We start from the raw sequence: 23,030 nt of genomic DNA, 5'->3' as shown, positions 1-23,030 counted from the left end.
GGATCAGGTCTCCAGGATCATCGGCAGGGAGGAGGTGTCGGTGCCGTCGAGCAGGCGCGCGAGAGCGGCGCGGCTGGCGTCGACGTCGGAAGCTTCGGCGACGTCCTGGCCGAGGAAGGCCTGGATCGCCGGCCAGCGGGCCATGGCCTCGTCGACGGACGGATCGCTGCCGCGCTGGTAGGCGCCGATGGCGATCAGGTCGCGCTGCGCCGAGTAGGCCGCCATCAGGCGCTTGAGCTTGCGGATGCGCTCACGCCAGGCCGGGTCGGTGATGTCCTGCATGACGCGACTGACCGAGACCTCGACATCGATTGCCGGGTACTGGCCGGCATCGGCGATGCGACGGGTCAGCACGATGTGGCCATCCAGGATCGCGCGCGCGGCATCGGCGATGGGTTCCTGCTGGTCGTCGCCTTCGGTGAGCACGGTATAGAACGCGGTGATCGAGCCGCTGCCCTCGGCGCCGTTGCCGGCCCGTTCCACCAGCTGCGGCAGCTTGGCGAAAACCGATGGTGGGTAGCCGCGGGTGGTGGGCGGCTCGCCCACCGACAGGCCGATCTCGCGCTGGGCATGGGCGAAGCGGGTCAGTGAATCCATCAGCAGCAGCACGTGCAGGCCCTGGTCGCGGTACCACTCGGCAATGGCGGTGGCACGCAGCGCACCGTGCAGGCGCGCCAGCGGCGGGCGATCGGCCGGCGCGGCGACCACCACCGATCGGCGCAGGCCTTCCTCGCCCAGGGTGCTCTCGACGAAGTCGCGTACTTCGCGGCCGCGCTCGCCGATCAGGCCGACGACGATGACGTCGGCGGCGGTGTAGCGGGTCATCATCCCCAGCAGTGTCGACTTGCCGACGCCGGAACCGGCGAACAGGCCGATGCGCTGGCCACGTCCGATCGGCAGCAGGGCGTTGATCGCACGCACGCCGACGTCGAGCGAACGCGTGATCGGCTCGCGCATGAGCGGATTGATCGCGACACCGCCCAGGCCGACCCAGTGCTCGGCGCGCAGCGGCCCGCGACCGTCGAACGGCACGCCATCGCTGTCGATCACACGACCGAGCAGGCCTTCGCCGACCGCGACTTCGCCGCGGCGCCGCGTCGGCACCACGCGCGCGTTCGGCAGCAGGCCTTCGAGGTTGGCGGTGGGCATGAGGAAGGTGCGGTCGCCGGCGAAGCCGACGACTTCGGTTTCGACCCAGCGGCCACCGGCGGTCTCGACGCGGCAGCGCGAGCCCAGGGGCGCACTGCAGCCGGAGGCCTCGAGGGTGAGACCCACGGCGCGGCGCAGCACGCCTTCGCGCGCCAGCCCCAGCGAGGCCGGTTGCGGATTGGCCGCGGCCAGGCGCGAGGCCAGGCGCAGGCCGCGTGCTTCCTGCCAATGGGCAGCGGCGACCTGACTCATGGCGCGGCCTCCGGGTTGGATACCAGCGCGGCATCGAGCACTGCGGCATCGAGCACCGACTGCAGGCGCGCGGCCAGGGTGCCGTCGATGCGCACGCTCTCGCTGTTGAGGCGCAGTTCGCCGCGGCCGAGCGTGCCGTCGATGGTCAATCGCACGCCGTCGAGTCCGGCCAGGTGCGGGGCGAGCACGCCGAAATCGTCGGGGTGCAGGCGAAGTTCAATCTCGCGGCTGCCGCTGCCGACCGCATCCAGCGCTTCGCGCACGAGGTCGGCAAGCAGGGTGGCATCGGCGATATAGGCGCGGCCGAGCAGGGTGCCGGCGATGCGCACGGCAAGGTCGGCCAGGGCATCGGCCACTTCGCCGTCGAGCCGGGCCAGCGGCCGGGTGAAGCCGTCGAGGATGCCCTCGATCTGCGCCATCGTGCGGCGCACTTCGTCCTGCGCCGCGGCAAGGCCTTCGGCGTGGCCACGCGCATAGCCTTCGGCCTGGGCCGCGCGTTCGAGCGCCTGCAACTCCTCCACGCTGGGTGGCGCGGGCAGTACCGGCTGATCTTCGACCAGCGGCGCCAGGCCCGTCGCCAGGCCAGGAGCATTCCAGCGCACCACGTCGAACGACACGGCCTGGGCACTCATACGAATGCCTCGGTCTTGGCCGCCAGCTGGATCTCACCGCTGTCGGCCATCCGGCGCACGATCGACAGGATCTCCTTCTGCGCGGCTTCGACTTCGGCCAGGCGCACCGGGCCGCGGGCCTCCATGTCCTCGATGAGGATCTCGGCGGCGCGCTGCGACATGTTGCCGGTGATCTTCTCGCGCACCTTGGCTTCGGCGCCGCGCAGCGCCAGCGCGAGACGGTCGCTGGGAACGTCGCGCAGCACGGCCTGCATCGAGCGGTCGTCGAGATCGGAAAGGTTGTCGAACACGAACATCAGGTCGCGGATGCGTCCACCCAGGTCGCCGTCGACCTGGCCGATCGCCCCCAGGATGATTTCGTCCTGGCCCGAGTCCATGAAGTTGAGGATGTTGGCCGCCACCTTGATGCCGCCGACCGAGGACGACTTGAGGTTCTGGCTGCCGGCAAACTGGCGCGCCATGACGTCGTTGAGTTCGTTCAGCGCGTGCGGCGGAATGCCGTCGAGGGTGGCGATGCGCACCAGCACGTCGGCGCGGACGCGGTCGGGCAGGCACTTGAGGACTTCGGCGGCCTGGTCCGCGTCCAGGTGCGACATCACGATGGCAATGATCTGCGGGTGTTCCAGCCGCACCAGGTCGGCGATGGCGCGCGGTTCCATCCACTTGAGGGTGTCGAGCCCGGAGGTGTTGCGGCCGAGCAGGATGCGGTCGATCAGGCTGCTGGCGCGTTCCTCGCCCAGCGCCTGGGTCAGCACCGCGCGCACGTATTCGTCGGCGCCCGAGCCAAGCGCGCTCGGTTGTGCCAGCACGTCGACGAAATCGTCGAACACGCGCAGGACATCATCGCGCGAGACGCCGCCGACCGAGGTCATCGCCACGCCGAGCTTCTGCACTTCCTTGGCGCCCATGTGCTTGAGCACCTCGGCCGCCTGCTGCTCGCCGAGCGACAGCAGCACGATCGCGGCACGCTGGACGCCGGACAGGGGCATCGACTCAGCCATCGGATTCGACCCAGTCGCGCACGACCTGCGCCACGCGTTTGGCGTCGGTGTTGACGGCGGTGCGCGCCACTTCGAGCTTCTCGTCGAAGTTCAGCTGCGCCGGCCCGCCGGCCCTGGCCGATTGCGGCGCCGACAACGCCACCGGCACGTCTTCGTCATGCTCCAGCACCACCGCAGTGGTGGCGGTGGTGCGGGACTTGGGGGCGATCAGCTGGCGCAGCGCCGGGCGCAACACGGTGAAGATCAGCAGCAGCACCGCGAGGCCGCCCAGCACGGTGCGCAGCAGGTCGCGGGCGCGCGGGTTCTGCCACACCGGCGGGCCGTCCTTGTCGACCTCGCCGATGTCGCGTGCGAACGGCGCGTTGACCACCGAGACCACGTCGCCGCGTTGCGCATCGAAGCCGATGGCCTGCTGCACCAGGGTTTGGATGCGCTGCAGCTCGGCTGCGCTCAGTGCGCGCGGCTTGGCCGGCTTGCCGGTTTCGCCTGCGCCCTGGGCGACATTGTCGACCAGCACGGCGGCGGTGACGCGGCGGATCCGTCCCGGGGCCTGGCGGGTGTGGGTGAGGGTGCGGTCGAGCTCGTAGTTGCGCACCGAGCTGCGGCTGCCGGGGCCGGACTGCGCTACCGCAGCGGCCGGGGCAGGGGGCGCGGCAGGCTGCGCGCCGGGAGCGGCAGGGCTGCCAGCCGGGGCGACGGTATTGGCCGCGGTCGGCGTGTTGCTGACACTGCCGGGAATCCCTTGCGGCGACACGGCCGCGGCGCCGAGGTTGCCGGATTCGGAAAGCTGTTCGCTGCGCACCATCGCCGTCTGCGGGCCATAGCGCTCGCTGGCCTGTTCGGTCTGGGCGAAGTCCATGTCGACGCTGACCTGCGCGCTGATGCGGCCGGGGCCGGTCATCGGCTCGAGCAGTTCCTGGATGCGCTGCACGTACACCGATTCCTGGCGGCGCTGCTGCTCGAACTGCTTGGCGCCGATGGCGTCGTCGCTGTCGGGATCGGCATTGGAAAGCATGCGGCCGAACTGGTCGACCACGGTCACGCGCTCGGGCGGCAACTCGGCAATGCTCGATGCGACCAGGTGCACGATCGCATCGACCTGGCCGCGCTCGAGCGTGCTGCCGGTCTGCAGTTGCAGCACGACCGACGCGCTGGCCGGTTCGTTCTGGCGGGTGAACGCACTCGGCTTGGGCAGGGCCAGGTGGACGCGTGCTTCGCGTACCGGGCGCAGGTTGCCGATGGTGCGTGCCAGCTCGATCTCCAGCACGTGCTGGTAGCGCGCGCTCTCGATGAACTGGCTGGTGCCGAACCCCTGGTCGCCCTGGATCGATTCGAAGCCGGCGCTGTTGTCGGCAGGAAGGCCGGCCGAGGCAAGCGCCATCTTGGCCGCGCCGATCTGTTCGGTCGGCACGGCCAGTGCGCCGCTGCCGGGATCGATGCGGAACGGGATCTGCGCGGTGCGCAACAGATCGGAGGCTTCACCGGTCGCCTTGGCGTCGAGACCGGCGAACACCGGCACGTAATCGGGTTTCTGCGTCCAGAAGAACAACCACAGACCCAGCGCGATGGCGGCAGCCACCAGCGCGAACAGGCCGAGCTGGCGAACGGCAGGAATGTCCTGCAGGCGACGCAGGTCGCGCAAGCTGCCGGCAGTGCCTTGGGGAAGTGCGATCACGCTCATCGGTGCGGGTCTGCTGCGGAGAGTGGTGGCGGGAGCGGCGGGTTCGGCTGGTTACTGCGTGCCTCAGATGGGCATGTTCATGACGTCCTGGTACGCCTGCACCAGGCGGTTGCGCACTTCGACGGTGGCGCGGAAGGCGACCTGCGACTGCTGCATCGCCACCATCACCCGCGCCAGGTCGGCGCGCGGATCGCCCAGTTCGAAGGCCGTCTGCAGGCTGCTGGCATTGGCCTGGGTCTGGCTGACCTTGTCGATCACATTCGACAGCGTCTGCTGGAAACCGGGGGCGGGAGCGGTGCCGCCCACGCCGCCGCTGGCGCGGTTGCCGTCGATCGCGATCGCATTGCCCAGCGGCGCGTCGGCCAGGGTTCCGCGCGAGCGCATCTCGTGCGCGCGGATCTGGGAAAGGATCGATGAAATGGCGTCGGTCATCGGGTCAGTCGCTGCCAATCGTGCTTGCAGTGACTAGGCAAGGCGCGTGCCAGAGCGGCGTCAGATTTCTGCCGTCACAGACCCGTCGCCTCAGAATCCCGCCGCCTGGTCCCCCGGCACGTCCGCACCGTCGCGGTCGTCGCGATCGATGCCGTACTTGCGCAGCTTCTCCACCAGTGTGGTCCGGCGCAGCCCGAGCAATGGCGCGGCATGGGCGACCACGCCACCGGACTGGTTCAGGGCGGCGCGGATCAACTCCAGCTCGATGCCGGCGATGTGCCCGCGCAGGTCGATGCCCTGCGGCGGTAGCGTCGCGGTCGGGGCGAGCAGGGTCGGGTCGATCGCCATCGCGTGGCCAAGGTTGGCGGCCTGCGGCGGCGCGATCTGGGTAGGCGTCGGCGATGCCTCGAACATCTCGCCCGGCGGCAGCGCCGCGCGATAGCGCGCGGGCAGGTCGGCGGCGCGGACGTTGCCGCCCGGATGCAGCACGGCCAGGCGCTCGAGCAGGTTGCTGAGCTCGCGGACATTGCCGGGCCAGGCGTAGTGGCGCAGCGCATTGACCGCGTCGTCTGCCAACGCCACGCGGCCGCGGCGGCTTTCGGCCAGCTGGCGGGTGATCGCGGCGATCAGGTCGGGCAGGTCTTCGCTGCGCTCGCGCAGCGCTGGCATCTCGATCGGGAACACGTTGAGGCGGTAAAAGAGATCTTCGCGGAAGTTGCCCTTGGCAATCTGGTCTTCCAGATTGCGATGGGTCGCGGCAACCACGCGCACGTCGCACTTGCGGGTCTCGTTGCCGCCGACGCGCTCGAAGCAGCGTTCCTGCAGCACGCGCAGCAGCTTGACCTGCATCGGCAGGCTCATGTCGCCGATCTCGTCGAGCAGCAGCGTGCCGCCCTCGGCCATCTCAAAGCGGCCTTTGCGCTGGGTGAGCGCACCGGTGAAGGCGCCTTTCTCGTGGCCGAACAGTTCGCTCTCGAGCAGGTCCGGCGGGATCGCGCCGCAGTTGATGGCCACGAAGGGCTTGTCGCGGCGGGCCGACCGCGCATGGATCGCACGCGCCGCGACTTCCTTGCCGGTGCCCGATTCGCCCAGCACCAATACCGTGGTGTCGTGCGGGGCGACCTGGTCGATCATGCGGTTGAGCTGCAGCACGCCTGCGCTGCGGCCGGTCGGGCCGACCTTCGGAATCTCCAGGCGCGCATCTTCATCCAGGCGCTTGAGGCTGGCCCGGCGCAACGACTCCTGCAGTTCGGTGCGGCGGATCGGGTAGTGCAGCGGCCACACGGTCTGCGGATGCAGTGCGGCGCGCCAGGCGGCGTCGGCGGCATGGCCGGGCAGTTCCAGCACCGGCGGATGCAGCGACTGCCGCGCCAGCCAGGCGGCGAACGCCTGCCAGCTGGCGCCATCGCCGACCTCGCCGATCAACACGGCGACCCAGTCGCTGGCGCGGGCGCGGGTAGTATCGATGTCGCCGGCATCGGCGACGATGCGCGGGCTGAAGTCCATGAACTCCAGCAATGTGGAGACGCGCTCGGCGCGCTCGATGTCGTGATCGAGGATCAGGATGCGCGACTCGCTCATGCCACGTCTCCCGAGTCGGCGACGAGCTTCTCGAGCAGCGGCACCACGTCGTGCAGGTAGGCCAACTTGCTCACGAATGCGTCGGCGCCGGCACGCAGGGCGTGTTCGCGATGCTCGCCGTCGTCGAAGTGGCTGGCGATCACGATGTAGGGCGGATTGTCCTGGGCCTTGATCAGGCGCGTGGCCTGCAGGCCGCCCATCTCGGGCATGGCCAGGTCCATCAGCACCGCGTCGGGCCGCAGCGTCTCGCACTGGGCAATCGCCTCGATGCCGTTGCTGGCGGTGCCGATCACGTGCATCCACGGCAGCCGGCGCAGGCTGCGCATCGCCGCGGCGATGAAGCCGGCATGGTCGTCTACCAGCAGTACGTTCAGTTCACGCATGTCATGCACTCCTTTCAGCCGGCCATCGCGCGGCCGGGAAGGCGCTGGCGCGCCCGGGCCGGACCGATCGAGAGCTGGTCGCGATACTTGGCGACGGTGCGGCGCGCAACGCGCACGCCCTGGCGCGCGAGCAGGCCGGCGATGACGTCATCGGCGAGCGGCGCGGCGGCCGGTTCGGACTCGATCAGGCGCTTGACCATGGCGCGTACCGCGCTGCCGGCGACTTCGGCGCCTTCCAACCGCACCGCGAACAGGCGCTTGAGTTCGAACGTGCCGCGCGGGGTCTGGATGTACTTGCCGTTGACGATGCGCGAGACGGTGGACTCGTGCATGCCGATCGCCTCGGCAACCTCGTTCAGCGTCAGCGGCACGATCGCTTCCTCGCCGCGATCAAGGAATGCGCGCTGGCGCTCGATAAGCACCTGCGCGGTGCGCAGCAGGGTGTCGTTGCGCATGGCCAGGCCGCGCACCAGCCAGCGGGCTTCGTCGAGCAGGCCGCGCAGCACCGCATGACTGCTGGCGTTGCCGCCGTGGCTGCCCGCGTTGCCGGCCAGGGCGCGCTCGCAGTGCGCGGCGATGCGCACGCGCGGCGCCGTGCGCTGGTTCAGCGCCACGCGCCAGGCGCCGCCGGCGTGCCAGGCAACCACGTCCGGGACGACCGCCGTGTCAGGTTCGGGCAGGATTTCAATCGGATGGGCGCGCAGGGTGAGGATCAGCGCCACCGCGGCGCGTACGTGCTCGATGTCCTCGTCGAGCGCGGCGGCCAGCGCCGCGTCGTCGTGGGCGGCCAGCAGGGGTAGCTGTTCGCCAAGGATGCGCATGGCCAGGGTGCGCAGGCCGCAGTCGGTGTGCAGGGCCAGTTGCGCGCGCAGGCATTCGCCGGCGTCGACCGCGGCGACCCCGGGGCAGTCGCCATGCAGCAGGCGTTGGCGGACGACCTCCAGGTCATCGACCCATTGCGGGAAGGCCTGCGCACCCAGCGCCAGCAGTTCGGCAACGGAGTGTTCGAGATAGCCGCGATCGTCGCAGTGGTCCAGCCACCAGGCCGCCATTTCCAGGTCGCGCTGGTTCCACTGCAGGGCGAGCTGTTCCAGCAGACGCACGCGCGGGTCGCTGGAGGCCTGTCCGGCAATGCGCAGGGTTGCATCGTCGCCGTCACCGCCGGCAATGCCGCCACCGGACAGGAAGGAGGGTTCGGGCAGTTCGTCCCATGCCGCCGCTTCGAGGGTCGCGCTGTCTGCATCGCCCGACGCTTTGGCGTCGTCGCCAGGCTCTTCCTGCTCCAGCAGCGGGTTGCGCTCGAGCGTCTGGCGAAGTTCCTGTTCCAGCTGCAGGGAGTTCAGCTGCAGCAACCGGATCGATTGCAGCAGTTGCGGCGTCAGGTTGACGCCCTGCACGAGGTTGGCACGTATTGCGGCTTTCACTTCGGTTCCCCTGATCAGCGTCCAGCCGATCCCCGGAATCCATCGTGCTCGTTCTGTGACGGCTATCCGATAGGGGCAAACCTACACGCAACTAGGGGTATACCTGTATCGATGTAGGGGGTTCCCTGACATTGCGTCGTGGTTCCGACGCGATCGGTCCGGACGGCGCCGAACATTGACGCGGAGCGTCAGTATCCCGTTGCGACGGATGTCTCAGCGACGGTCGTGGTGGCGCATGGCGATGCGCAACAGTTCAACGGCATTGCGCACACCCAGCGCTTCCATCATCCGCGCGCGATGGGTTTCCACGGTCTTGACGCTGATGCCCAGGTCCGCCGCGATCTGCTTGGTGGTGCGGCCGGTTCCCAGTGCCAGCAGGATCTCTCGCTGGCGGCGCGGCAGGCTGTCGATGTCCTCGCTGCCCTTGCTGTCGCCGTTGCCATTGCCGTTGTTGCCCTTGCGGGCCTGGTAACCCTGCAACTGCGGCGCCGACACCTGCGGGCTGAGGAAGGTGCGACCCGATGCGGCCGCGCGCACGGCGATCTCGAGCTCGGCGGGTGCCGCTTCCTTGACGACGAAGCCGCTGGCGCCACGCAGCAACGCCTCGCGCACGTGCAGGGCATCGTCGTGCATCGACATGATCACGACCGCGGTGTCCGGGCAGGTGCGGCGAAGTTCGGCCAGCGCGTCGAAGCCGCTGCGGCCGGGCAGGGAGAGATCCAGCAGGACGATGTCGGGCAAGGTCTGCTGCGTGCGCATCATGACCTCGTCGGCATTGCTCGCTTCGGCGACGACTTCTATATCGGCGAACGACTCCAGCAATCGCCGCACACCCGCGCGGACGAGGGTGTGATCATCGCAAATCAATACTCGCACCAACGCCAGATCCCCATTGCACCACCCGGCCAAGATAGCCGCAGTGCGCACAACAGGGCAGCGCCGCTCAACAGTACTGTGACCGTCGTTTGATAAATAAGCGGCCGGGTCAGCGGCCGCGGCGGCTCTCGGCCACGGCCCGGCGGTGGACCCGGAACAGGTGCCGCTCCAGCGCGGCCGCCAGCACCGGCGAAAGCGGGCCAAAGCGCAGCCACAGGCGCGGCCTGCCGGCCTGATCGATGTCGCGTGCGTGCAACGTGGCCGGCAGCACCAGGGGCGAGGGCAGCCAATCGGCGGGCTGGACGCGGAAGCGTCCGACCGTACCGGTGGGAATGTTGGCGTCCGCAGTCAGGCAGGCACCCTGCGACGACCAGCGCAACGGGCGCAGCGGGTCGGCGTCGTGGGCGGTGGCAAGGCTGGCGACCAGGGCGGTCAGCAGGTCGAGCTTGGCCTCGATGCGAAGGACGGCGTGGTCGGAGGGCTGCTCGGGCTCTTCGCCGCCGCTGCCGTCCTCGACCACGGCCAGGGCGCGCAGGAGCATCTCGCCGCGGGCCCACATCGCCTGCAGCTGCGCCTGGTCGAATCCGCCTGGCAGGAACGCGGCCGGCCGGATCTCGTCGCAGACCAGCGTTTCGCCGAATACCGGGTCTGAGGCAATGGGCAGGTTCATGCCAGCTCCCGCAACCAGGCGCGGGCGCCGCGGCGGTCGGCGCCCAGGCGCGCGATCGCCAATTCGGTGGCATCGCAGGCGCTGCGCAGTTCGGCGATCAGCTCGTCCTGCTGGCGCAGCAGGTCCAGCCACGGGCCGTCGGCCGGCAGCGGTGAGCCGGCCTTGCGCAGGGACGCGACGAGGTCAAGGTGGTACTGCTCCAGCAGCGCGTCGGCCAGCGACCAGTCCTCGGCGGCGATCGCAGCGCGCACCTCGACGACCGGCAGGGTAGGCACGACGCCCGCCATCACACCGTCTCCGGCGAAATCGCGCGCCAGGCCGATTCGATGTCGCCGAGCAGCGAGTCCACTTCGTGCAGCGGCGCGGCGTCGTTGTCGAGGTTGGCTGCCAGCAGGCGTCGTTGCGCGTAGTCGTACAGCGCCTGCAGGCCATCGGCGATCTCGCCGCCAGCCTCCAGGTTCAGAGCGCCGTTGAGGCCGCCAATAATCGTGCTGGCGTCGGTGATCGCCTGGGCCTTGCGCGGCAGGTCGCCGCGATCCAGGCAGGCGATCGCCAGGCGTGCACGCTCGCGCGCCCCGGCCAGCATCAACGCGATCAGCTGGTGCGGGTTCGCATCGAGCACGGCGCTGGACACGCCGGTCTGGCGGTACTGGTTGGCGTAGGTGCGGGCACTGTGCATGGCGCGGCTCGTGTCGGTGGTGGTCAAAGCAGGCCAAGTTGCTGGGAAAGGAAGCTGCTGGTCGACTGCATCTTCGACATCAGCCCGTCCAGGGCGACGAACTGCGCCCGGTAACGGGCCTCGACCTGGGTCATGCGGCGGTCGAGCGCATTGCGCTGGTCCTCGATCGAGCTGGTGCGACCGGCGAGGTTGTTGCTGCGGCTGTCGATCAGGCCGTCCTTGTCGAGCAGGCCGGCCAGGGATTTCTGCAAGCCGGCGGCAAGGCTGTTGTCGGCCCCGAACAGTCGCGTGGCGGGCGTCGGGTCCTTGGCGATGGCGGCGTCGAACACCGCATCGTCCATCTTCAACGTGCCATCGGCGGCGATCGTGATGCCCAGCGCCTTGAGGTCGGTGACCGAGCCGCTGAGCTGGTTGCGCAGATCCTGGCCGGTGCCGCGCACCATGGCGTCGCCGTTGAATGCCGCGGCGATCTTGGTGGCGGGGTCGTACTTGGACGTGCTCGCAATCGCGCCGAGCGAGGCGTTGTACGAAGTCACGAAGCCCTTGGCCGCGTTGCGCAGCGCCGCCGGGTCGCTGGAGACGTTGAGTTCCTTGACCGTGCCGACCGCGGCCTTGGTCAAGGTCAGGGTCACGCCCTGCAGCATGTCGGTGATGGCGTTGCTGGCGCTGGAACGGACCAGGCCGTCGATCTTGACGCGCGCATCGCCGGCGGCGCTGAGCTGGGTCATCGTGGTGGCGTTGGGCGGGTCGTGGCGCAGTCCGGCCAGGCCGCCGTCGCCGCCGCTGGTGGTGATGCGCAGCGCATTGGCCGCGCCACTCTGGGTGGCGCTGAGCACCAGGTGCGCGCCGTCGTCGGCGTTCACTATCGTGGCGGTGACGCCCTTGCCGTCGGCGGCGCGATTGATGGCGTCGCGGATGCCGGCCAGGGTGTTGTTGTCATCGCCGATGTCGACGTTGATCGTCGTCTCGCCGCTGACGATGGTGAGCTGGCCGGTGCCGACCGCGGTGTCGCTCTTGGCATACGCGGTCGACGACAGCTTGTGGGTCGTCGCGAGCGCGAGGACTTCGACCTGGTAGTTGCCGGTCGCCGCACCGGCGCTGGCGCTGGCGCTGAAGCCGGCCTCGGCCTGGACGGTGACCTTGCGCGCGAGCGTCGAATCGTCGGAGGTGAGCTTGGTGAGGGCGGTGCGCAGGCCGTCGAAGGCACTGCGCAGCGTCGCCAGCGCGGAGATCTGCGCCTTGGTCTGGCGCTCGCTGCGGTCGATCAGGGCCGCAGTCGGCGCGCGCTCGTTGGCGACCAGCTGGGCAACCAGGGTCGGGACGTCGAGGCCACTGCCGATACCGGCGCTGCTTACCCCAGCCATTGCGATCTCCGCGGGTCAGATTGAAGAAGGTGAAACTGTTGAAGCTCTTGAAACGGCACGTGGCGCGGCCGAAGCCGCGCCACGTGGGTGGATCATCAGCGCAGGAGGCTCAGCACGCCCTGCGGCGCCTGGTTGGCCTGGGCCAGCATCGCCGTACCGGCCTGCTGCAGGATCTGGTTGCGGGTCAGCTTGGCCGTTTCAGCAGCGAAGTCGGCGTCCTGGATTCGGCTGCGTGCGGCCGACAGGTTCTCCGAGGTCGAACCCAGGTTGGCGACGACCGAGCTGAAGCGGTTCTGCACGGCACCCATGTTGGCGCGGGCGGTGTTGATCGCCGTCAGCGCGCCGTCCATTGCCAGCATCGCGGCATCGGCGCCGTCGACGGTGGAGATGTCCAGGGCGCCAAAACCGGTCTGCGCGGTACCGGCGACGGTCGTCGCGGTGCCGTTGGTGGCGCCGGCGGTCACGCCGCTGACGTTGGCTGCATTGGCCAGCGTCAGGGTCTTGTCGGTCGAGGTGATCGCACCGGCGGCACTCATCGTGACGTTGGCCAGGGCGGTGTTGGCCGGGTTGGCCTTGGCGGTGTCGAAGGCAGCCTTGAAGGCGGTCGCGGCAGCGGCGGCATCGGCGGCGCCTGCGGCCGTGGAGATGGTCACGCCGTTTACGTCGATCGACATGCCGGTGGCGAACGCGGTGGCCGTGGCCGCCGAGGTGGTCTGGCTGTAGGTGGTGGTCGGGGCAGACGTCCAGGTACCCAGGGCCGACGAGGAAGCGTTGGTGATGCCCGACACGGTGATCGTCTCACCCTGGTTGGCGCCGACCTGGAACGCCTGGTCGGTGAACGAACCGTCGAGCAGCTTGGTGCCGTTGAAGGAGGTCTGCTCGGCGACGCGGTCGATTTCCGACTTCAGCTGCTGGGCTTCGGCGTTCAGCGCGGCGCGGTCGGTCGAGGAGTTGGTGGCGTTGCGCGACTGCACGGCCAGCTCACGGATACGCTGCAGGTTGTTGCCGATTTCGCCCATCGCGCCTTCGGCGGTCTGCGACAGCGAGATGCCGTCGTTGGCGTTGCGTGCAGCCTGGTCCATGCCGCGGACCTGGGTGGTGAAGCGCTCGGAGATGGCGAGGCCGGCGGCGTCGTCCTTGGCGCTGTTGATGCGCAGGCCCGAGGACAGGCGCTGCAGGCTGGTGGCGAGCTGCGAGCCGGACGTCGACAGGTTCCGCTGCGCGTTCAACGACATGATGTTGGAGTTGATGACTTGCATGGGTGCGATCTCCTGGAAGGTTGGATCCGGCGGCGATAGCCTGTCCGGCTTTCGCAGGGTGTTGGCCGGTGGGCCTAGCGCCGCTGCTGTGATCAATATCGGCGCTGTCCTGTCAAGCTTTAGGGCCAGACCACCCGATCACGAAAAAAGTCCTTCGCTTCCTTACATCTTGTCGAACAGGGACAACGACTGGACGCGAAGCATGGTCTTCTGCGCGGCTTCCAGGGCGGTCAGTTGCAGGGTCAGCTGGCTGGCGGCTTCGGCGTAGTCGACATCGCGCAGCTGCGACAGCGTCTCGGAGAACGTCAGGTCATCGGCGCCGCGCACGTCGGCGGCATTGTCGAGCGAGGCCAGGCGCGTGCCGGTGCCGGCACGCACAGACAGCATGTGGTCCTGCGCCGTCTCGATGTCGCCCAGTGCAGCGCCCAGGGCATTGCTGCGGCGGGCGCGTTCGGCCGGGCTGGTCGCCGGGGTATCGAGGGTGTCGGCCAGGTTCTCGAGGGTGGCGAACACGTCGCGCACCGGCGCGCGTTCGACCGTGAAGGTATCGCCGGCCGCGGGCGCACCGGTCAACGTGACCTGCACGACACCGGCGCTGATCGTGCTGTTGGCCGTGTAGGCGCCGCTGGCGAGCACGGTGCCGGCGGCATCGACGACCTGGTAGGCATCGGGCGCGGTGAACTGCACCTGCAGCGAACGGCCGGCCCACGCCGCGTGGTCGGTGATCGCGCTGGCCTGGAGCACGCCGGTGCCGGTATTGGCCGCGCCGGCAATGCCGCGCGCGATGCCGTCGCCGGTGCGCACGCGCATGAACACGTCGCTGCCCGCATCGGTGTCGGCGACGGTCAGGTCGGGTGCGACCTCGACCAGGTTGCGGCCGTCGTCGCCGGCGTAGGTGACGTTGCCGTTGTCATCGGCAAACGGGATCACGCCATCGCGCGCACCGGCGAACAGCCGTCGGCCAGCGCCGTCTTCGCGGTTGGCGATGCTGATGATCTCGCTGCGGATCGAACGCAGTTCGTCGGCGATCGCCTTGCGGTCCGGGTCCGACAGCACCGGGCTGTTGGCCTGGATCGCCAGTTCGCGCGCCCGCGTCAGATGGCTGCCGACATCGCTCAGTGCCTGTTCCTGCGAACGCAGGCGGTGTTCGAGCAGGCCGGCGCTCTTGCCGTGCTGTTCCAGCGTGGCCAGCGCATGATCCAGGCGCTGTGCCTGCGCCATGCCGGACGGATCGTCCGCGGCGCTCTCGAGCTTGTTGCCGGTGACCAGCTGCTGCTGCGTTCGCGCGACCTGCTGCTGGCGCATCAGCAGGCTCTGCAGGCCCTGCGCATGCAACCCGGCGGTGGAGATTCGTAGGGTCATCGTCTGGTCCTCAGCGGCGCACGGCCGACAGCAGCGTCTGGAACATGTTGTCGGCGGTGGTGATCACCTGCGCCGCGGCCTGGTAGGCCTGCTGGAATCGCATCATGTCGGCGGCCTCCTCATCGAGATTGACGCCGCTGAGCGATTCGCGCTCGGCGATGACCTGGTCGTTGATGGCGGTCTGCGCTTCCAGGCTCAACTTGGCATGGCGGGCTTCGCCGCCCACGCGCGCGGTGAGGCCGCTGAGGCCGGAGGTGAGCGACTGTGTGCCGCCATCGAGCACGGTTTTCTGGTCGAGCCCGGCGAGCGCCAGCGCGTTGCCGTTGTCGCTCGAGCGCGGCGGCGTGCGTGCAAGCAAGAAGCTGTCGCCCGCGGCCGGGGTACCGGTCAGCGTCATCGACCAGCCCGTCGCCGGATCGCCGATGGGCGTGCCGGCGGTGTAAGGGTAGGGGCCGGCGCCGTTGATGGTGTACTGCGTGGCGTCGATGAACTCGACCGTGGCCCCGGCGAAGGAAGCAAATGCCGCCGGGTCAGTGACCTTGGCTGCCGACGCGCGTGCATCGCCCAGGTTGGTCGTGTCGCCCTTGACCTGCAACGGCGAGGCCGCCGCGATCTGCAACGGGTCGCTGATCGCCACCCGCAGGCTGCCGGCGGCGTCGGCCGTCGGCCGCAGCGCGAAGCTGTCGCCGACGGCAGGCGCGCCGCCGACCACCAGCGAAACGCCGGCCACCTTAAAGGGATCGGCAGCGGTGCCGGTGCCGGTCATCGGTACCGCTTCGCCGGTGTCGGCGCGCGTCGCCTTCCAGGTGCCATCGAAGCGCAGTACCAGGTCGTTGCCCTTGAGTGCGGCGACATCGCTGACATTGGCGTTGATCGTCGCACTGCCGGTGTTGCCGGCGTGCGCATCGACCCGCGGCGGGGCGATGGTGAAGAAGTCCTTGCCGGCCGCGCCGTTGTAGTCCACACCGGCGCGATGGGCCGCGTTGAAGCTCTCGGCGAAGGCAGTGGCGAGGCGGCCGAGTTCGGCGCGCGCAGGATCGAGCACGCGGTCGCGGTACTCGAGCAGGCCGCCCAGCTCGCCCGACACTGCCGACTGCGGCAGCCGCACCGCACCACCGCCGCCTTCGAGCGCGACCTGCAGGTGATCGGGACGGTAGGGGTCCGCGATCGTGGTCAGCTTCATCGCGCGATCGGCAAGCACCAGCGGCTGACCACCCGGAGTGAACACGTTGATCGAGCCATCGTCCTGGGCGACGGTCTCCGCGCCGACCAGCGAGGCCAGCTGGTCGATGCGCAGGGCGCGCGCGTCGAGCAGGTCGGGCGCGGCATTGCTGCCGGCGCTGGCGATGTCCTGGTTGAGCGCGGCGATCTCGCTGGCGAGGCGGTTGGCGTCGCCGACCTTGTCCTTCAGGCGCTGCTCGGATTCACCCTCCAGCGAGGACAACTGCCCGTCCAGCGCACGCCAGCGGCTCGCGAGCTGTTCGCCGGAAGCGAGCAGCTGGCTGCGGGCAACCTGCGACGTCGGATCGGCGCTGACACCCTTGGCGGCATTGAAGAATGCCGACCACGGCGTCGACAGACCCGTCGCCGAATCGGACACGAGCTTGTCGATGCGGTCGCTCATCGAAGACAGCTGGCTGAGGCGACCAAGTTCACCGCTGCTGTCGACCTGGCGCGCGAACACCAGGCCGTCGGCCAGGCGCTGCAACCGGGCCACGTCCACGCCCTGGCCGATATAGCCAGGGCCGTTGGCCTGGCCCGGACGTGCGGCGAACTCGACGCGCTGGCGGCTGTAGCCCGGCGTGGCGGCGTTGGCGACGTTGTGACCGACGGTGCCGAGCGCGCGTTGGAAGGCGAGCAGCGCGGAGGTTCCGGTGGAGAGCACTCCAGACATCGTTTATCCCTTGCTCGAAAGCGTACTGCCGGAAGGCATGTCGACCGTGGCGGCCGCGTAACGGTTCATGGAATCCGCGCCTGGCATCGTCGCCAGTGCGCGGTTGAGCGTAGCGCCATCAGCAATCGCGCTGATCTTCGCGGCATAGGATGGATCGGTCGCGTAGCCGGCCTGTTGCAACGCGCTGGCGAAGCGATGCACGTCGTCGCCGGCGCCGCGCGCCGAGGCGTAACGCGGGTTTCCGAGCACGCGCGCGTAGTCGGCGAAACTGTCGGCCGGGGAGGTGTAGGCGCGGAAATCGGCGCGCTCGCTGCGACGGGTGCCGTCTACGTACTCGTGAGTGTTGGCGCTCATGCGCTGCCCATTCCAGCGGCCACCGGCCTTGATGCCGAACAGGTTGTGCGAGGACGCACCGTCCTGGCCCGCGAGGCGACGCCCCCAGCCGGTTTCGAGCGCGGCCTGGGCCACCAGCGCCTTGGCCGGCACGCCGAGTTCGGCGGCAGTCTTTTGCGCGTGCGGCCAGATCGAGCGCACGAAGGCCTCGGGGCTGCTGCAGTCGACCGGGCCATCGGGCGCGCAATCGGACATCGCATCGACGGCCGGCGCCGCGGGTGCTTCGGCCGGCGTCAGCGCCGGCATCGACACGCCCGAGCTGGACGGCGCAAGAGGCATCGGCGCCGCTACTCCCGGAGCGCCCAGCGGCAGGCTGTTCGGTGGCAAGGCATACGAGGTTGCGGCCGGTTTCGCCGCGGTGCCGGAACTGCGTTCGAGCTGGCGCATGATCATCGGCGCCAGGCCGAGGCCGCGTCCCTTGGTCAGCTCGCGCGAGAGCTGCTGGTCGTACATGTCGCGGTAGGTGTTGTCGCCACCCATCAGCGGATCGCCGGGGCTGGCGCTGCGCATCGACTTGATCAGCATCTGCGCGAACTGCGCCTCCAGCTCGTGCGCGGCCTTCTCGATCCGCGCGTGCGGCGTGGCCGACGTCGGTTCGAGCGCGATGGCGGTGGCGGCGGGCAGGCGCATGGCAGCTTCCGAGCGCTGGCTCAGATCACCTCGAGCTCGGCACGCAGTGCGCCGGCGCGCTTGAGCGCTTCGAGGATCGCGACGATGTCGCCCGGTGCGGCGCCGACGGCATTGACCGCACGCACGATCGCCTCCAGCGAAGTACCGCCCGCGAACAGGAACATGCGGCCGCCATCCTGGTGGGTTTCCACCGTCGACTGCGGCGTGACCACGGTGTTTCCGCGGCCGAATTCATTGGGCTGGCTGACCTGCGCGTTCTCGGTGATCGACACCGTCAGCGAGCCGTGAGACACGGCCGCCGGCAGCACCGTGACCTGGCCGCCCATGACCACCGTGCCGGTGCGTGCGTTGACGATGACCTTGGCCGCGGCTGCGCCGGGGTTCACGTCGAGCGTTTCCAGCTGCGCCAGGAACGCGATGCGGTCGCCCGCGGGCGGTGTGACTTCGATGGTGACGCCATCGACGGCATGAGCGCGACCGTTGCCGAACGCGTCATCGATCGCACTGACGATGCGCGCGGCGGTGGTGAAGTCGGACTCGTGCAGGTTGAGCGTGACCAGGCCATTGGACGCGGCGTTGGCGACCGCGCGTTCGACGATTGCGCCGTTGGGAATGCTGCCGCCGTTGGGCGCATTGACCGAGATACGCGAACCATCGCGTCCGGCCGCGCCCAGGCCGCTGACCACCAGCGTGCCCTGCGCGATCGCGTAGATCTGTCCGTCGGCGCCACGCAGCGGCGCCATCAGCAGGCTGCCGCCGCGCAGCGAACCGGCGTTGCCGATCGACGACACGGTGACATCGATGGGCTGGCCGGGCTTGGCGAACGCAGGCAACTCGGCCTGGATCGCCACCGCCGCCACGTTCTTGAGCTGCGGATTGACGCCCGGCGGAATCGTCACGCCGAGCTGGTCGAGCATCGTCTTGAGACTCTGCACGGTGAAAGGGGTCTGGCTGGTGCGGTCGCCGCTGCCGTCCAGGCCGACGACGAGGCCGTAGCCGACCAGCGGGTTGCCGCGAACGCCGGCGACCTGGGCCAGGTCCTTGATGCGCTCGGCACGCGCAGGCGCAGCCGACAGCAGCAGGCCGGCAACGGCGAGGGCGAAGCACATCGGGATGGACGGGCGCATGGTCGCGGACCTCAGTAGGGGAAGGCGGCGGAGTTGAAGAAACGACCCAGCCAGCCCATCGCGTTCGACTGCGCCAGCGCGCCACGACCGCCATAGACGATGCGTGCCTCGCCGACCCGGTCGGAGGTGACCCGGTTGTCGGGACTGATATCGGCGACGCGCACGATTCCTTGAACCTGTACGAGCTCGTCGCCCTGGTTCAGGCGGACCTGCTTCTGGCCGGCCACGCGCAGGTTGCCGTTGCCCAGCTGCTCGACCACGGTCACGGTGATGTCGCCATCGAGCTGGTTGCTCTGCGCGCTGTCGCCGGCGCCGCCGAACTTGCGCTTGCCCTCGACCTCGGCCTGCAGCAGCGGATTGCCGTTGTAGGTGATGTCCTGGCCGAAGATCGTCGGTGCCGCCATGGCCAGGTTGGAGTCCTTGGTCACCGCGGTCTTGGCGTTGGTCTTGGCGCGCGTGTTCTCGACCAGCACGATGGTGAGCAGGTCACCGACCTCGCGCGCCTTGTTGTCCTCGAACAGGCGCATGCCGCGATTGCCCGGGCCATTGCCGGCGAAGATCGAGCCGCCGCCGTTGCCGGGCGCCGGACTGACGGCGGCCATGGCCGTTGCCGGAGACGGCGCCACTTCGTCGAACGGACGCACATTGCCGACCAGGCTTGCACAGCCCGACAGGGTCAGCAGCAGCACGGACGCGAACGCGGTGGACGTCATCGATGCGCTCATCGACGTGCTCACAGGTTGTTGTTGAGGTAGCCGAGCATCGAGTCGGTCGTCGAGATCGCCTTGGCGTTGGTTTCGTAGGCGCGCTGGGTCTCGATCATCGACACCAGCTCCTCGACGACGTTGACGTTGGAACCTTCCAGCGAGCCCTGCACCAGGGTGCCGGCGCCGCCCTGGCCTGGCGCGCCGCTCTGCGCCGGGCCGCTTGCGCTGGTCTCGACATAGAGGTTCTCGCCGCGGGCCTGCAGCCCGGCCGGATTGACGAAGTCGGCCAGCGTCAAGGAACCGACTTGCACGCTGCCGGCCTGGCCGACCAGCTTGACGCTGACCGTGCCGTCGGCGCCGATGGTCACGGACTCGGCGCCTTCGGGAATCTGGATGCCCGGTTGCACCGGGTAGCCGGAGTTGGTCACCAGTTCGCCCTGCGCATTGGGCTTGAAGCTGCCGTCGCGGGTGTAGGCGGTGCTGCCATCGGGCATCAGCACTTCGAAGAAGCCGCGGCCATCGATCGCCACGTCCAGTGCGCCGTCGGTGTGGACCATGTTGCCCTGGGCGAATTCCTTGGCGGTCGCGGCAACGCGCACGCCGGTGCCGGTGGACAGGCCGGTCGGCAGCTGGGTCTGTTCGGACGAGGCGCCGCCGGGTTGGCGCACGGTCTGGTACAGCAGGTCCTCGAAGCTGGCGCGGTCGCGCTTGAAGCCAGTGGTGTTGGTGTTGGCGAGATTGTTGGAAATCACCGCCATGCGCGTCTGCTGCGCGTCGAGGCCGGTCTTGGCGATCCACAGAGCCTGGGTCATGGCGGGTTCCCGTTACGAAGAGTTGGGTGGTGGGGTGGTCAGCGCGACGACAGCAGGGTGTTGGCCGAGCGCGCGCTCTCGTCACCGCTATGCAAGACCCGTACCTGCATCTCGAACTGGCGCGCGAGCTGGATCATCGACACCAGCATCCCGGTGCCATCGACGTTGCTGCCTTCCAGTACGCCCGAGGTCAGGACGGTGCCCGCGGCGGGCGGCGGGGCGGTGGCGCCGGGAGCGGCATGCATCAGTCCGTCTTCGCCACGCACCAGGTCGCGCGTGTTCGCCGCGACGACCTGGAGCCGGCCGACGCTGGCCATGGTCGAGGCGGGCTGGCCCTGCGGCACGATCGACACCGTGCCGTCGCCGGCGATGTCCAGGGCATCGTTGGGCGGGATCGACATCGGCGCGCCGCTCTGGTCCAGCACCGGCAGGCCGCTGGCGGTGGTCAGCAGGCCGTTCTGGTTGAGCTTGAGGTTGCCGGCGCGGGTATAGGCCACGCCGCCGCTGCTGTCCTGCACCGCAAGCCAGCGGTCGCCATGCAGCGCGACATCGAGCGCGTTGCCGGTGTTGGTGATCGAGCCGGGCGCACTGCTGACACCCATGTCGCGCGCCATGGTCGCCACGCGCGAGGCCAGCCCGGCGCCTGCCACCGGCGCGGCGACGGTGCCGTTCAACGTTGCCTGGAAACCGACGGTGTCGGTGTTGGCGAGGTTGTGCGAGACCTGCGCCTGCGCGCGCAGCGTGGCGCTGGCGCCGGTCATCGCGATGTAGAGGCTCTTGTCCATGGCGGCGGGTGCCTTCTACGTCAGCGGATGTTGATCACGGTCTGGGTGATCTGGTCCTGGGTCGAGATCATCTGCGAGTTGGCCTGGAAGTTGCGCTGCGCGGTGATCATGTTGACCAGTTGTTCGGTGAGGTCGACGTTGGACGCTTCCAGCGCGCCGCCCTGGACCAGGCCGAACTCGGACGTGCCGGCGCCACCGCGGCGCGCCTGGCCCGATTCGAACGTTTCCGCCCAGCCGTTGTCGCCAAGCGGTTGCAGGCCCTGCGGGTTGTCGAAGGTGGTCATCGCGACCTGGCCCAGCGGCGTCGACACGCCATTGGTGTAGCGCGCGTTGACGACGCCTTCCGGCGACACTTCGATGCCGGTCAGGCGGCCGGTCGTGTAGCCGTCCTGCACCAGCTCGGACACACCGAACGCCTTGCCGTACTGCGTCGACGCGCCGATATCGAGCGTCAGCGCCATCGGCGCCGCGCCGCCCGGCGGGGTGTGGGCAGGCAGGGTGATGCGGCCCGGCACGGCGGGCGTGACCAGGTCGCCGTTCGACGAATACTGCAGCGTCTGCGCCGTGCCGACGGTGGTGCCGTCGATCTGGGTCTGCAGCTGCCATTCGTTCGGGTTGGCGGTCTTGATGAAGTACAGCGACTGCGTGTGCGGTGCGCCGAGCGAGTCGTAGACCGTCAGCGAGGTGGTGTGGTTGTAGCTCAGCGGTTCATTGGGATCGAACGGCGTCAGCGTCGGCGCAGTGGCGTTGCCGGGCAGGTTGGTGCCGACTTCGACCTCGGTCGTCGCCAGCGGCGGCGAGTCGCCCTTGCTCAGGCGCAGGTCGCCCATGCGGCCGGTGTCGAAGCCATTGCCGCCGGCATTGGGCAGGAACACCTGCAGGCGCTGGCCGGCCGGATTGACCACGTAGCCGTCCTGGTCGGGGCCGAAGTTGCCGGCGCGCGAGTAGACCGTGGCGCCGTTCGCCGACAGGGTGAAAAAGCCCTGGCCGGAGATCGCCATGTCCAGCGCCTTGCCGGTGAAGTCGGTGTTGCCCTGGCCGAACTGCTGGGCCACTTTCTCCAGCCGCACGCCGGCGCCGATCGCGTTGCGCGACAGGCCGTACGGTGACAGCGCGAACACGTCGCCGAACTCCGCGCGTGACTGCTTGAAGCCGGTGGTGTTGGCGTTGGCGATGTTGTTGGCGGTGACGTTGAGATCGGCCGAGGCCGCGTTCATGCCGCTGAGCGAGATGCGGAAACTCATGGTGTGCTCCTGGAAGAGGGTCAGCCGATGCGACGGATGGACGAGAGCGGGTGGCTGCCCACGCCCGCTAGGTTGAGCACGAGCCCGGTCGGTTCGACCGAGACGCTGTCGACGCGGGCCGCCACGCGCACGGCCAGCGATTCGCTGTCGGTGGTGCTGCCGGTGGTGGCGCGGATCGTGTAGCGGCCGGCCGGCATCGGCTGGCCGTTGTCGTTGAGACCGTCCCAGCGGAATTTCGTGTCGCCGGCGGCGCCGGCCTCCACAGCCATCTGCCGCACGCGCACGCCGGCAGCGTCGACGACTTCGAACGTGATCGTCCCCGCCTTGGCCGCGGTGACTTCGCCTTCGACTCCGGCGCCCGCGGCGAGCTCGACCGTGTCGACCTCCACCAGCGCGTCGTGACCCACCAGCGAGGCCGCACGCAAGGCCTGGTCGGACTCCATCACGCTGGCCACCGCGTCCATCGCGCCCTGCATCTTGTCGATGCCCTGCACGGTGGAGAACTGCGCCAGCTGGCCGAGGAACTGGGCGTTGTCGAGCGGCTTGAGCGGATCCTGGTTCTTGAACTGCTCGGTCATCAGGCGCAGGAAATCGGTCTGGCCCAGTGAGCTGTTGCGCGTCGCCTGCGGGGTCTGCAACCCCAGCGAGGCGTAACTGTTGTCGGTGCTGCCAATCGTGTTGCTCATCGGGATC

23 protein-coding genes are annotated in these 23,030 nt (G+C 69.2%); all 23 read right to left on the bottom strand.

The genetic code is table 11. From position 1 onward, the window contains the following. Positions 1-3: 3 nt before the first annotated feature. The gene (fliI, locus tag AB4Y64_RS00235) at positions 4-1,401 is read right to left on the bottom strand and encodes a flagellar protein export ATPase FliI (protein WP_441814452.1); all 1,398 of its coding nucleotides are present in this window, start codon (positions 1,399-1,401) and stop codon (positions 4-6) included. After that, positions 1,398-2,033 (bottom strand): FliH/SctL family protein, encoded by a 636-nt coding sequence (locus AB4Y64_RS00230; protein ID WP_441814451.1) that lies wholly within the window; start codon positions 2,031-2,033, stop codon positions 1,398-1,400. Before AB4Y64_RS00230 ends, fliI begins: the two co-directional genes overlap by 4 nt. Next, complete coding sequence (fliG, locus tag AB4Y64_RS00225; protein WP_441815197.1) at positions 2,030-3,016, bottom strand: flagellar motor switch protein FliG; 987 nt, start codon at positions 3,014-3,016, stop codon at positions 2,030-2,032. The genes AB4Y64_RS00230 and fliG overlap by 4 nt, the downstream gene beginning before the upstream one ends. Before the next feature lie 10 nt (positions 3,017-3,026). Then, on the bottom strand, positions 3,027-4,715 hold the full coding sequence (fliF, locus tag AB4Y64_RS00220) for a flagellar basal-body MS-ring/collar protein FliF (RefSeq protein ID WP_441814450.1): 1,689 nt from the start codon (positions 4,713-4,715) through the stop codon (positions 3,027-3,029). Between the two features lie 63 nt (positions 4,716-4,778). Beyond that, positions 4,779-5,147, bottom strand: a complete 369-nt coding sequence (fliE, locus tag AB4Y64_RS00215; protein ID WP_441814449.1) for a flagellar hook-basal body complex protein FliE — start codon at positions 5,145-5,147, stop codon at positions 4,779-4,781. A gap of 90 nt (positions 5,148-5,237) precedes the next feature. Beyond that, positions 5,238-6,728: a sigma-54 dependent transcriptional regulator gene (locus AB4Y64_RS00210; RefSeq protein WP_441814448.1), complete on the bottom strand. Its 1,491-nt coding sequence runs from the start codon at positions 6,726-6,728 to the stop codon at positions 5,238-5,240. Continuing rightward, positions 6,725-7,111 carry a response regulator gene (locus tag AB4Y64_RS00205; RefSeq protein ID WP_441814447.1) on the bottom strand — a complete coding sequence of 129 codons (387 nt, stop codon included), beginning with the start codon at positions 7,109-7,111 and terminating at the stop codon, positions 6,725-6,727. Before AB4Y64_RS00205 ends, AB4Y64_RS00210 begins: the two co-directional genes overlap by 4 nt. Before the next feature lie 14 nt (positions 7,112-7,125). Next, positions 7,126-8,535 carry an RNA polymerase factor sigma-54 gene (gene rpoN, locus AB4Y64_RS00200; protein WP_441814446.1) on the bottom strand — a complete coding sequence of 470 codons (1,410 nt, stop codon included), beginning with the start codon at positions 8,533-8,535 and terminating at the stop codon, positions 7,126-7,128. 213 nt (positions 8,536-8,748) lie between these two features. Further along, on the bottom strand, positions 8,749-9,411 hold the full coding sequence (locus tag AB4Y64_RS00195) for a response regulator (protein WP_441814445.1): 663 nt from the start codon (positions 9,409-9,411) through the stop codon (positions 8,749-8,751). Between the two features lie 109 nt (positions 9,412-9,520). Continuing rightward, positions 9,521-10,081, bottom strand: a complete 561-nt coding sequence (locus AB4Y64_RS00190) for a PilZ domain-containing protein (protein WP_441814444.1) — start codon at positions 10,079-10,081, stop codon at positions 9,521-9,523. Beyond that, positions 10,078-10,356: a hypothetical protein gene (locus tag AB4Y64_RS00185; protein WP_441814443.1), complete on the bottom strand. Its 279-nt coding sequence runs from the start codon at positions 10,354-10,356 to the stop codon at positions 10,078-10,080. Before AB4Y64_RS00185 ends, AB4Y64_RS00190 begins: the two co-directional genes overlap by 4 nt. 11 nt (positions 10,357-10,367) lie before the next feature. Further along, positions 10,368-10,760: a flagellar export chaperone FliS gene (gene fliS, locus AB4Y64_RS00180; RefSeq protein ID WP_441814442.1), complete on the bottom strand. Its 393-nt coding sequence runs from the start codon at positions 10,758-10,760 to the stop codon at positions 10,368-10,370. Between the two features lie 23 nt (positions 10,761-10,783). Beyond that, positions 10,784-12,124, bottom strand: coding sequence for a flagellar filament capping protein FliD (gene fliD, locus AB4Y64_RS00175; protein WP_441814441.1), 1,341 nt, complete (start codon positions 12,122-12,124; stop codon positions 10,784-10,786). 95 nt (positions 12,125-12,219) lie between these two features. Continuing rightward, entirely contained in the window at positions 12,220-13,383 is a 1,164-nt protein-coding gene (locus AB4Y64_RS00170) for a flagellin (RefSeq protein ID WP_441814440.1), read from the bottom strand. Positions 13,384-13,545: 162 nt separating this feature from the next. Then, positions 13,546-14,745 carry a flagellar hook-associated protein FlgL gene (gene flgL, locus AB4Y64_RS00165; protein ID WP_441814439.1) on the bottom strand — a complete coding sequence of 400 codons (1,200 nt, stop codon included), beginning with the start codon at positions 14,743-14,745 and terminating at the stop codon, positions 13,546-13,548. Positions 14,746-14,755: 10 nt separating this feature from the next. Next, positions 14,756-16,639 (bottom strand): flagellar hook-associated protein FlgK, encoded by a 1,884-nt coding sequence (flgK, locus tag AB4Y64_RS00160; RefSeq protein WP_441814438.1) that lies wholly within the window; start codon positions 16,637-16,639, stop codon positions 14,756-14,758. Between the two features lie 3 nt (positions 16,640-16,642). Then, complete coding sequence (gene flgJ / locus AB4Y64_RS00155; RefSeq protein WP_441814437.1) at positions 16,643-17,662, bottom strand: flagellar assembly peptidoglycan hydrolase FlgJ; 1,020 nt, start codon at positions 17,660-17,662, stop codon at positions 16,643-16,645. A 20-nt stretch (positions 17,663-17,682) separates the two neighbouring features. Further along, positions 17,683-18,789 carry a flagellar basal body P-ring protein FlgI gene (locus AB4Y64_RS00150; protein ID WP_441814436.1) on the bottom strand — a complete coding sequence of 369 codons (1,107 nt, stop codon included), beginning with the start codon at positions 18,787-18,789 and terminating at the stop codon, positions 17,683-17,685. A gap of 11 nt (positions 18,790-18,800) precedes the next feature. Continuing rightward, complete coding sequence (gene flgH / locus AB4Y64_RS00145; RefSeq protein WP_441814435.1) at positions 18,801-19,514, bottom strand: flagellar basal body L-ring protein FlgH; 714 nt, start codon at positions 19,512-19,514, stop codon at positions 18,801-18,803. 8 nt (positions 19,515-19,522) lie between these two features. Then, the gene (gene flgG / locus AB4Y64_RS00140; RefSeq protein WP_441814434.1) at positions 19,523-20,308 is read right to left on the bottom strand and encodes a flagellar basal-body rod protein FlgG; all 786 of its coding nucleotides are present in this window, start codon (positions 20,306-20,308) and stop codon (positions 19,523-19,525) included. Between the two features lie 38 nt (positions 20,309-20,346). Beyond that, on the bottom strand, positions 20,347-21,093 hold the full coding sequence (locus tag AB4Y64_RS00135; protein WP_441814433.1) for a flagellar basal body rod protein FlgF: 747 nt from the start codon (positions 21,091-21,093) through the stop codon (positions 20,347-20,349). 20 nt (positions 21,094-21,113) lie between these two features. Next, positions 21,114-22,337: a flagellar hook protein FlgE gene (gene flgE, locus AB4Y64_RS00130; RefSeq protein WP_441814432.1), complete on the bottom strand. Its 1,224-nt coding sequence runs from the start codon at positions 22,335-22,337 to the stop codon at positions 21,114-21,116. A 20-nt stretch (positions 22,338-22,357) separates the two neighbouring features. After that, entirely contained in the window at positions 22,358-23,023 is a 666-nt protein-coding gene (locus tag AB4Y64_RS00125; RefSeq protein ID WP_441814431.1) for a flagellar hook assembly protein FlgD, read from the bottom strand. Positions 23,024-23,030: the final 7 nt, after the last annotated feature.

The sequence above is a fragment of the Lysobacter sp. TAF61 genome (assembly GCF_052113485.1).
In the GTDB taxonomy this organism is placed as follows: domain Bacteria; phylum Pseudomonadota; class Gammaproteobacteria; order Xanthomonadales; family Xanthomonadaceae; genus Lysobacter_J.
This window is presented reverse-complemented; position numbering and strand designations above follow the sequence as displayed.

What these genes read in the sequence shown, in the direction of transcription:
- AB4Y64_RS00135 (WP_441814433.1), bottom strand. Translation starts at nt 21,093, where the DNA reads ATGGACAAGAGCCTCTACATCGCGATGACCGGCGCCAGCGCCACGCTG.
- fliE (WP_441814449.1), bottom strand. Translation starts at nt 5,147, where the DNA reads ATGACCGACGCCATTTCATCGATCCTTTCCCAGATCCGCGCGCACGAG.
- fliS (WP_441814442.1), bottom strand. Translation starts at nt 10,760, where the DNA reads ATGCACAGTGCCCGCACCTACGCCAACCAGTACCGCCAGACCGGCGTG.
- fliI (WP_441814452.1), bottom strand. Translation starts at nt 1,401, where the DNA reads ATGAGTCAGGTCGCCGCTGCCCATTGGCAGGAAGCACGCGGCCTGCGC.
- flgJ (WP_441814437.1), bottom strand. Translation starts at nt 17,662, where the DNA reads ATGCGCCTGCCCGCCGCCACCGCCATCGCGCTCGAACCGACGTCGGCC.
- flgG (WP_441814434.1), bottom strand. Translation starts at nt 20,308, where the DNA reads ATGACCCAGGCTCTGTGGATCGCCAAGACCGGCCTCGACGCGCAGCAG.
- AB4Y64_RS00205 (WP_441814447.1), bottom strand. Translation starts at nt 7,111, where the DNA reads ATGCGTGAACTGAACGTACTGCTGGTAGACGACCATGCCGGCTTCATC.
- AB4Y64_RS00210 (WP_441814448.1), bottom strand. Translation starts at nt 6,728, where the DNA reads ATGAGCGAGTCGCGCATCCTGATCCTCGATCACGACATCGAGCGCGCC.
- fliF (WP_441814450.1), bottom strand. Translation starts at nt 4,715, where the DNA reads ATGAGCGTGATCGCACTTCCCCAAGGCACTGCCGGCAGCTTGCGCGAC.
- AB4Y64_RS00230 (WP_441814451.1), bottom strand. Translation starts at nt 2,033, where the DNA reads ATGAGTGCCCAGGCCGTGTCGTTCGACGTGGTGCGCTGGAATGCTCCT.
- flgL (WP_441814439.1), bottom strand. Translation starts at nt 14,745, where the DNA reads ATGACCCTACGAATCTCCACCGCCGGGTTGCATGCGCAGGGCCTGCAG.
- flgH (WP_441814435.1), bottom strand. Translation starts at nt 19,514, where the DNA reads ATGAGCGCATCGATGACGTCCACCGCGTTCGCGTCCGTGCTGCTGCTG.
- flgE (WP_441814432.1), bottom strand. Translation starts at nt 22,337, where the DNA reads ATGAGTTTCCGCATCTCGCTCAGCGGCATGAACGCGGCCTCGGCCGAT.
- AB4Y64_RS00150 (WP_441814436.1), bottom strand. Translation starts at nt 18,789, where the DNA reads ATGCGCCCGTCCATCCCGATGTGCTTCGCCCTCGCCGTTGCCGGCCTG.
- AB4Y64_RS00170 (WP_441814440.1), bottom strand. Translation starts at nt 13,383, where the DNA reads ATGCAAGTCATCAACTCCAACATCATGTCGTTGAACGCGCAGCGGAAC.
- AB4Y64_RS00125 (WP_441814431.1), bottom strand. Translation starts at nt 23,023, where the DNA reads ATGAGCAACACGATTGGCAGCACCGACAACAGTTACGCCTCGCTGGGG.
- fliD (WP_441814441.1), bottom strand. Translation starts at nt 12,124, where the DNA reads ATGGCTGGGGTAAGCAGCGCCGGTATCGGCAGTGGCCTCGACGTCCCG.
- AB4Y64_RS00190 (WP_441814444.1), bottom strand. Translation starts at nt 10,081, where the DNA reads ATGAACCTGCCCATTGCCTCAGACCCGGTATTCGGCGAAACGCTGGTC.
- flgK (WP_441814438.1), bottom strand. Translation starts at nt 16,639, where the DNA reads ATGTCTGGAGTGCTCTCCACCGGAACCTCCGCGCTGCTCGCCTTCCAA.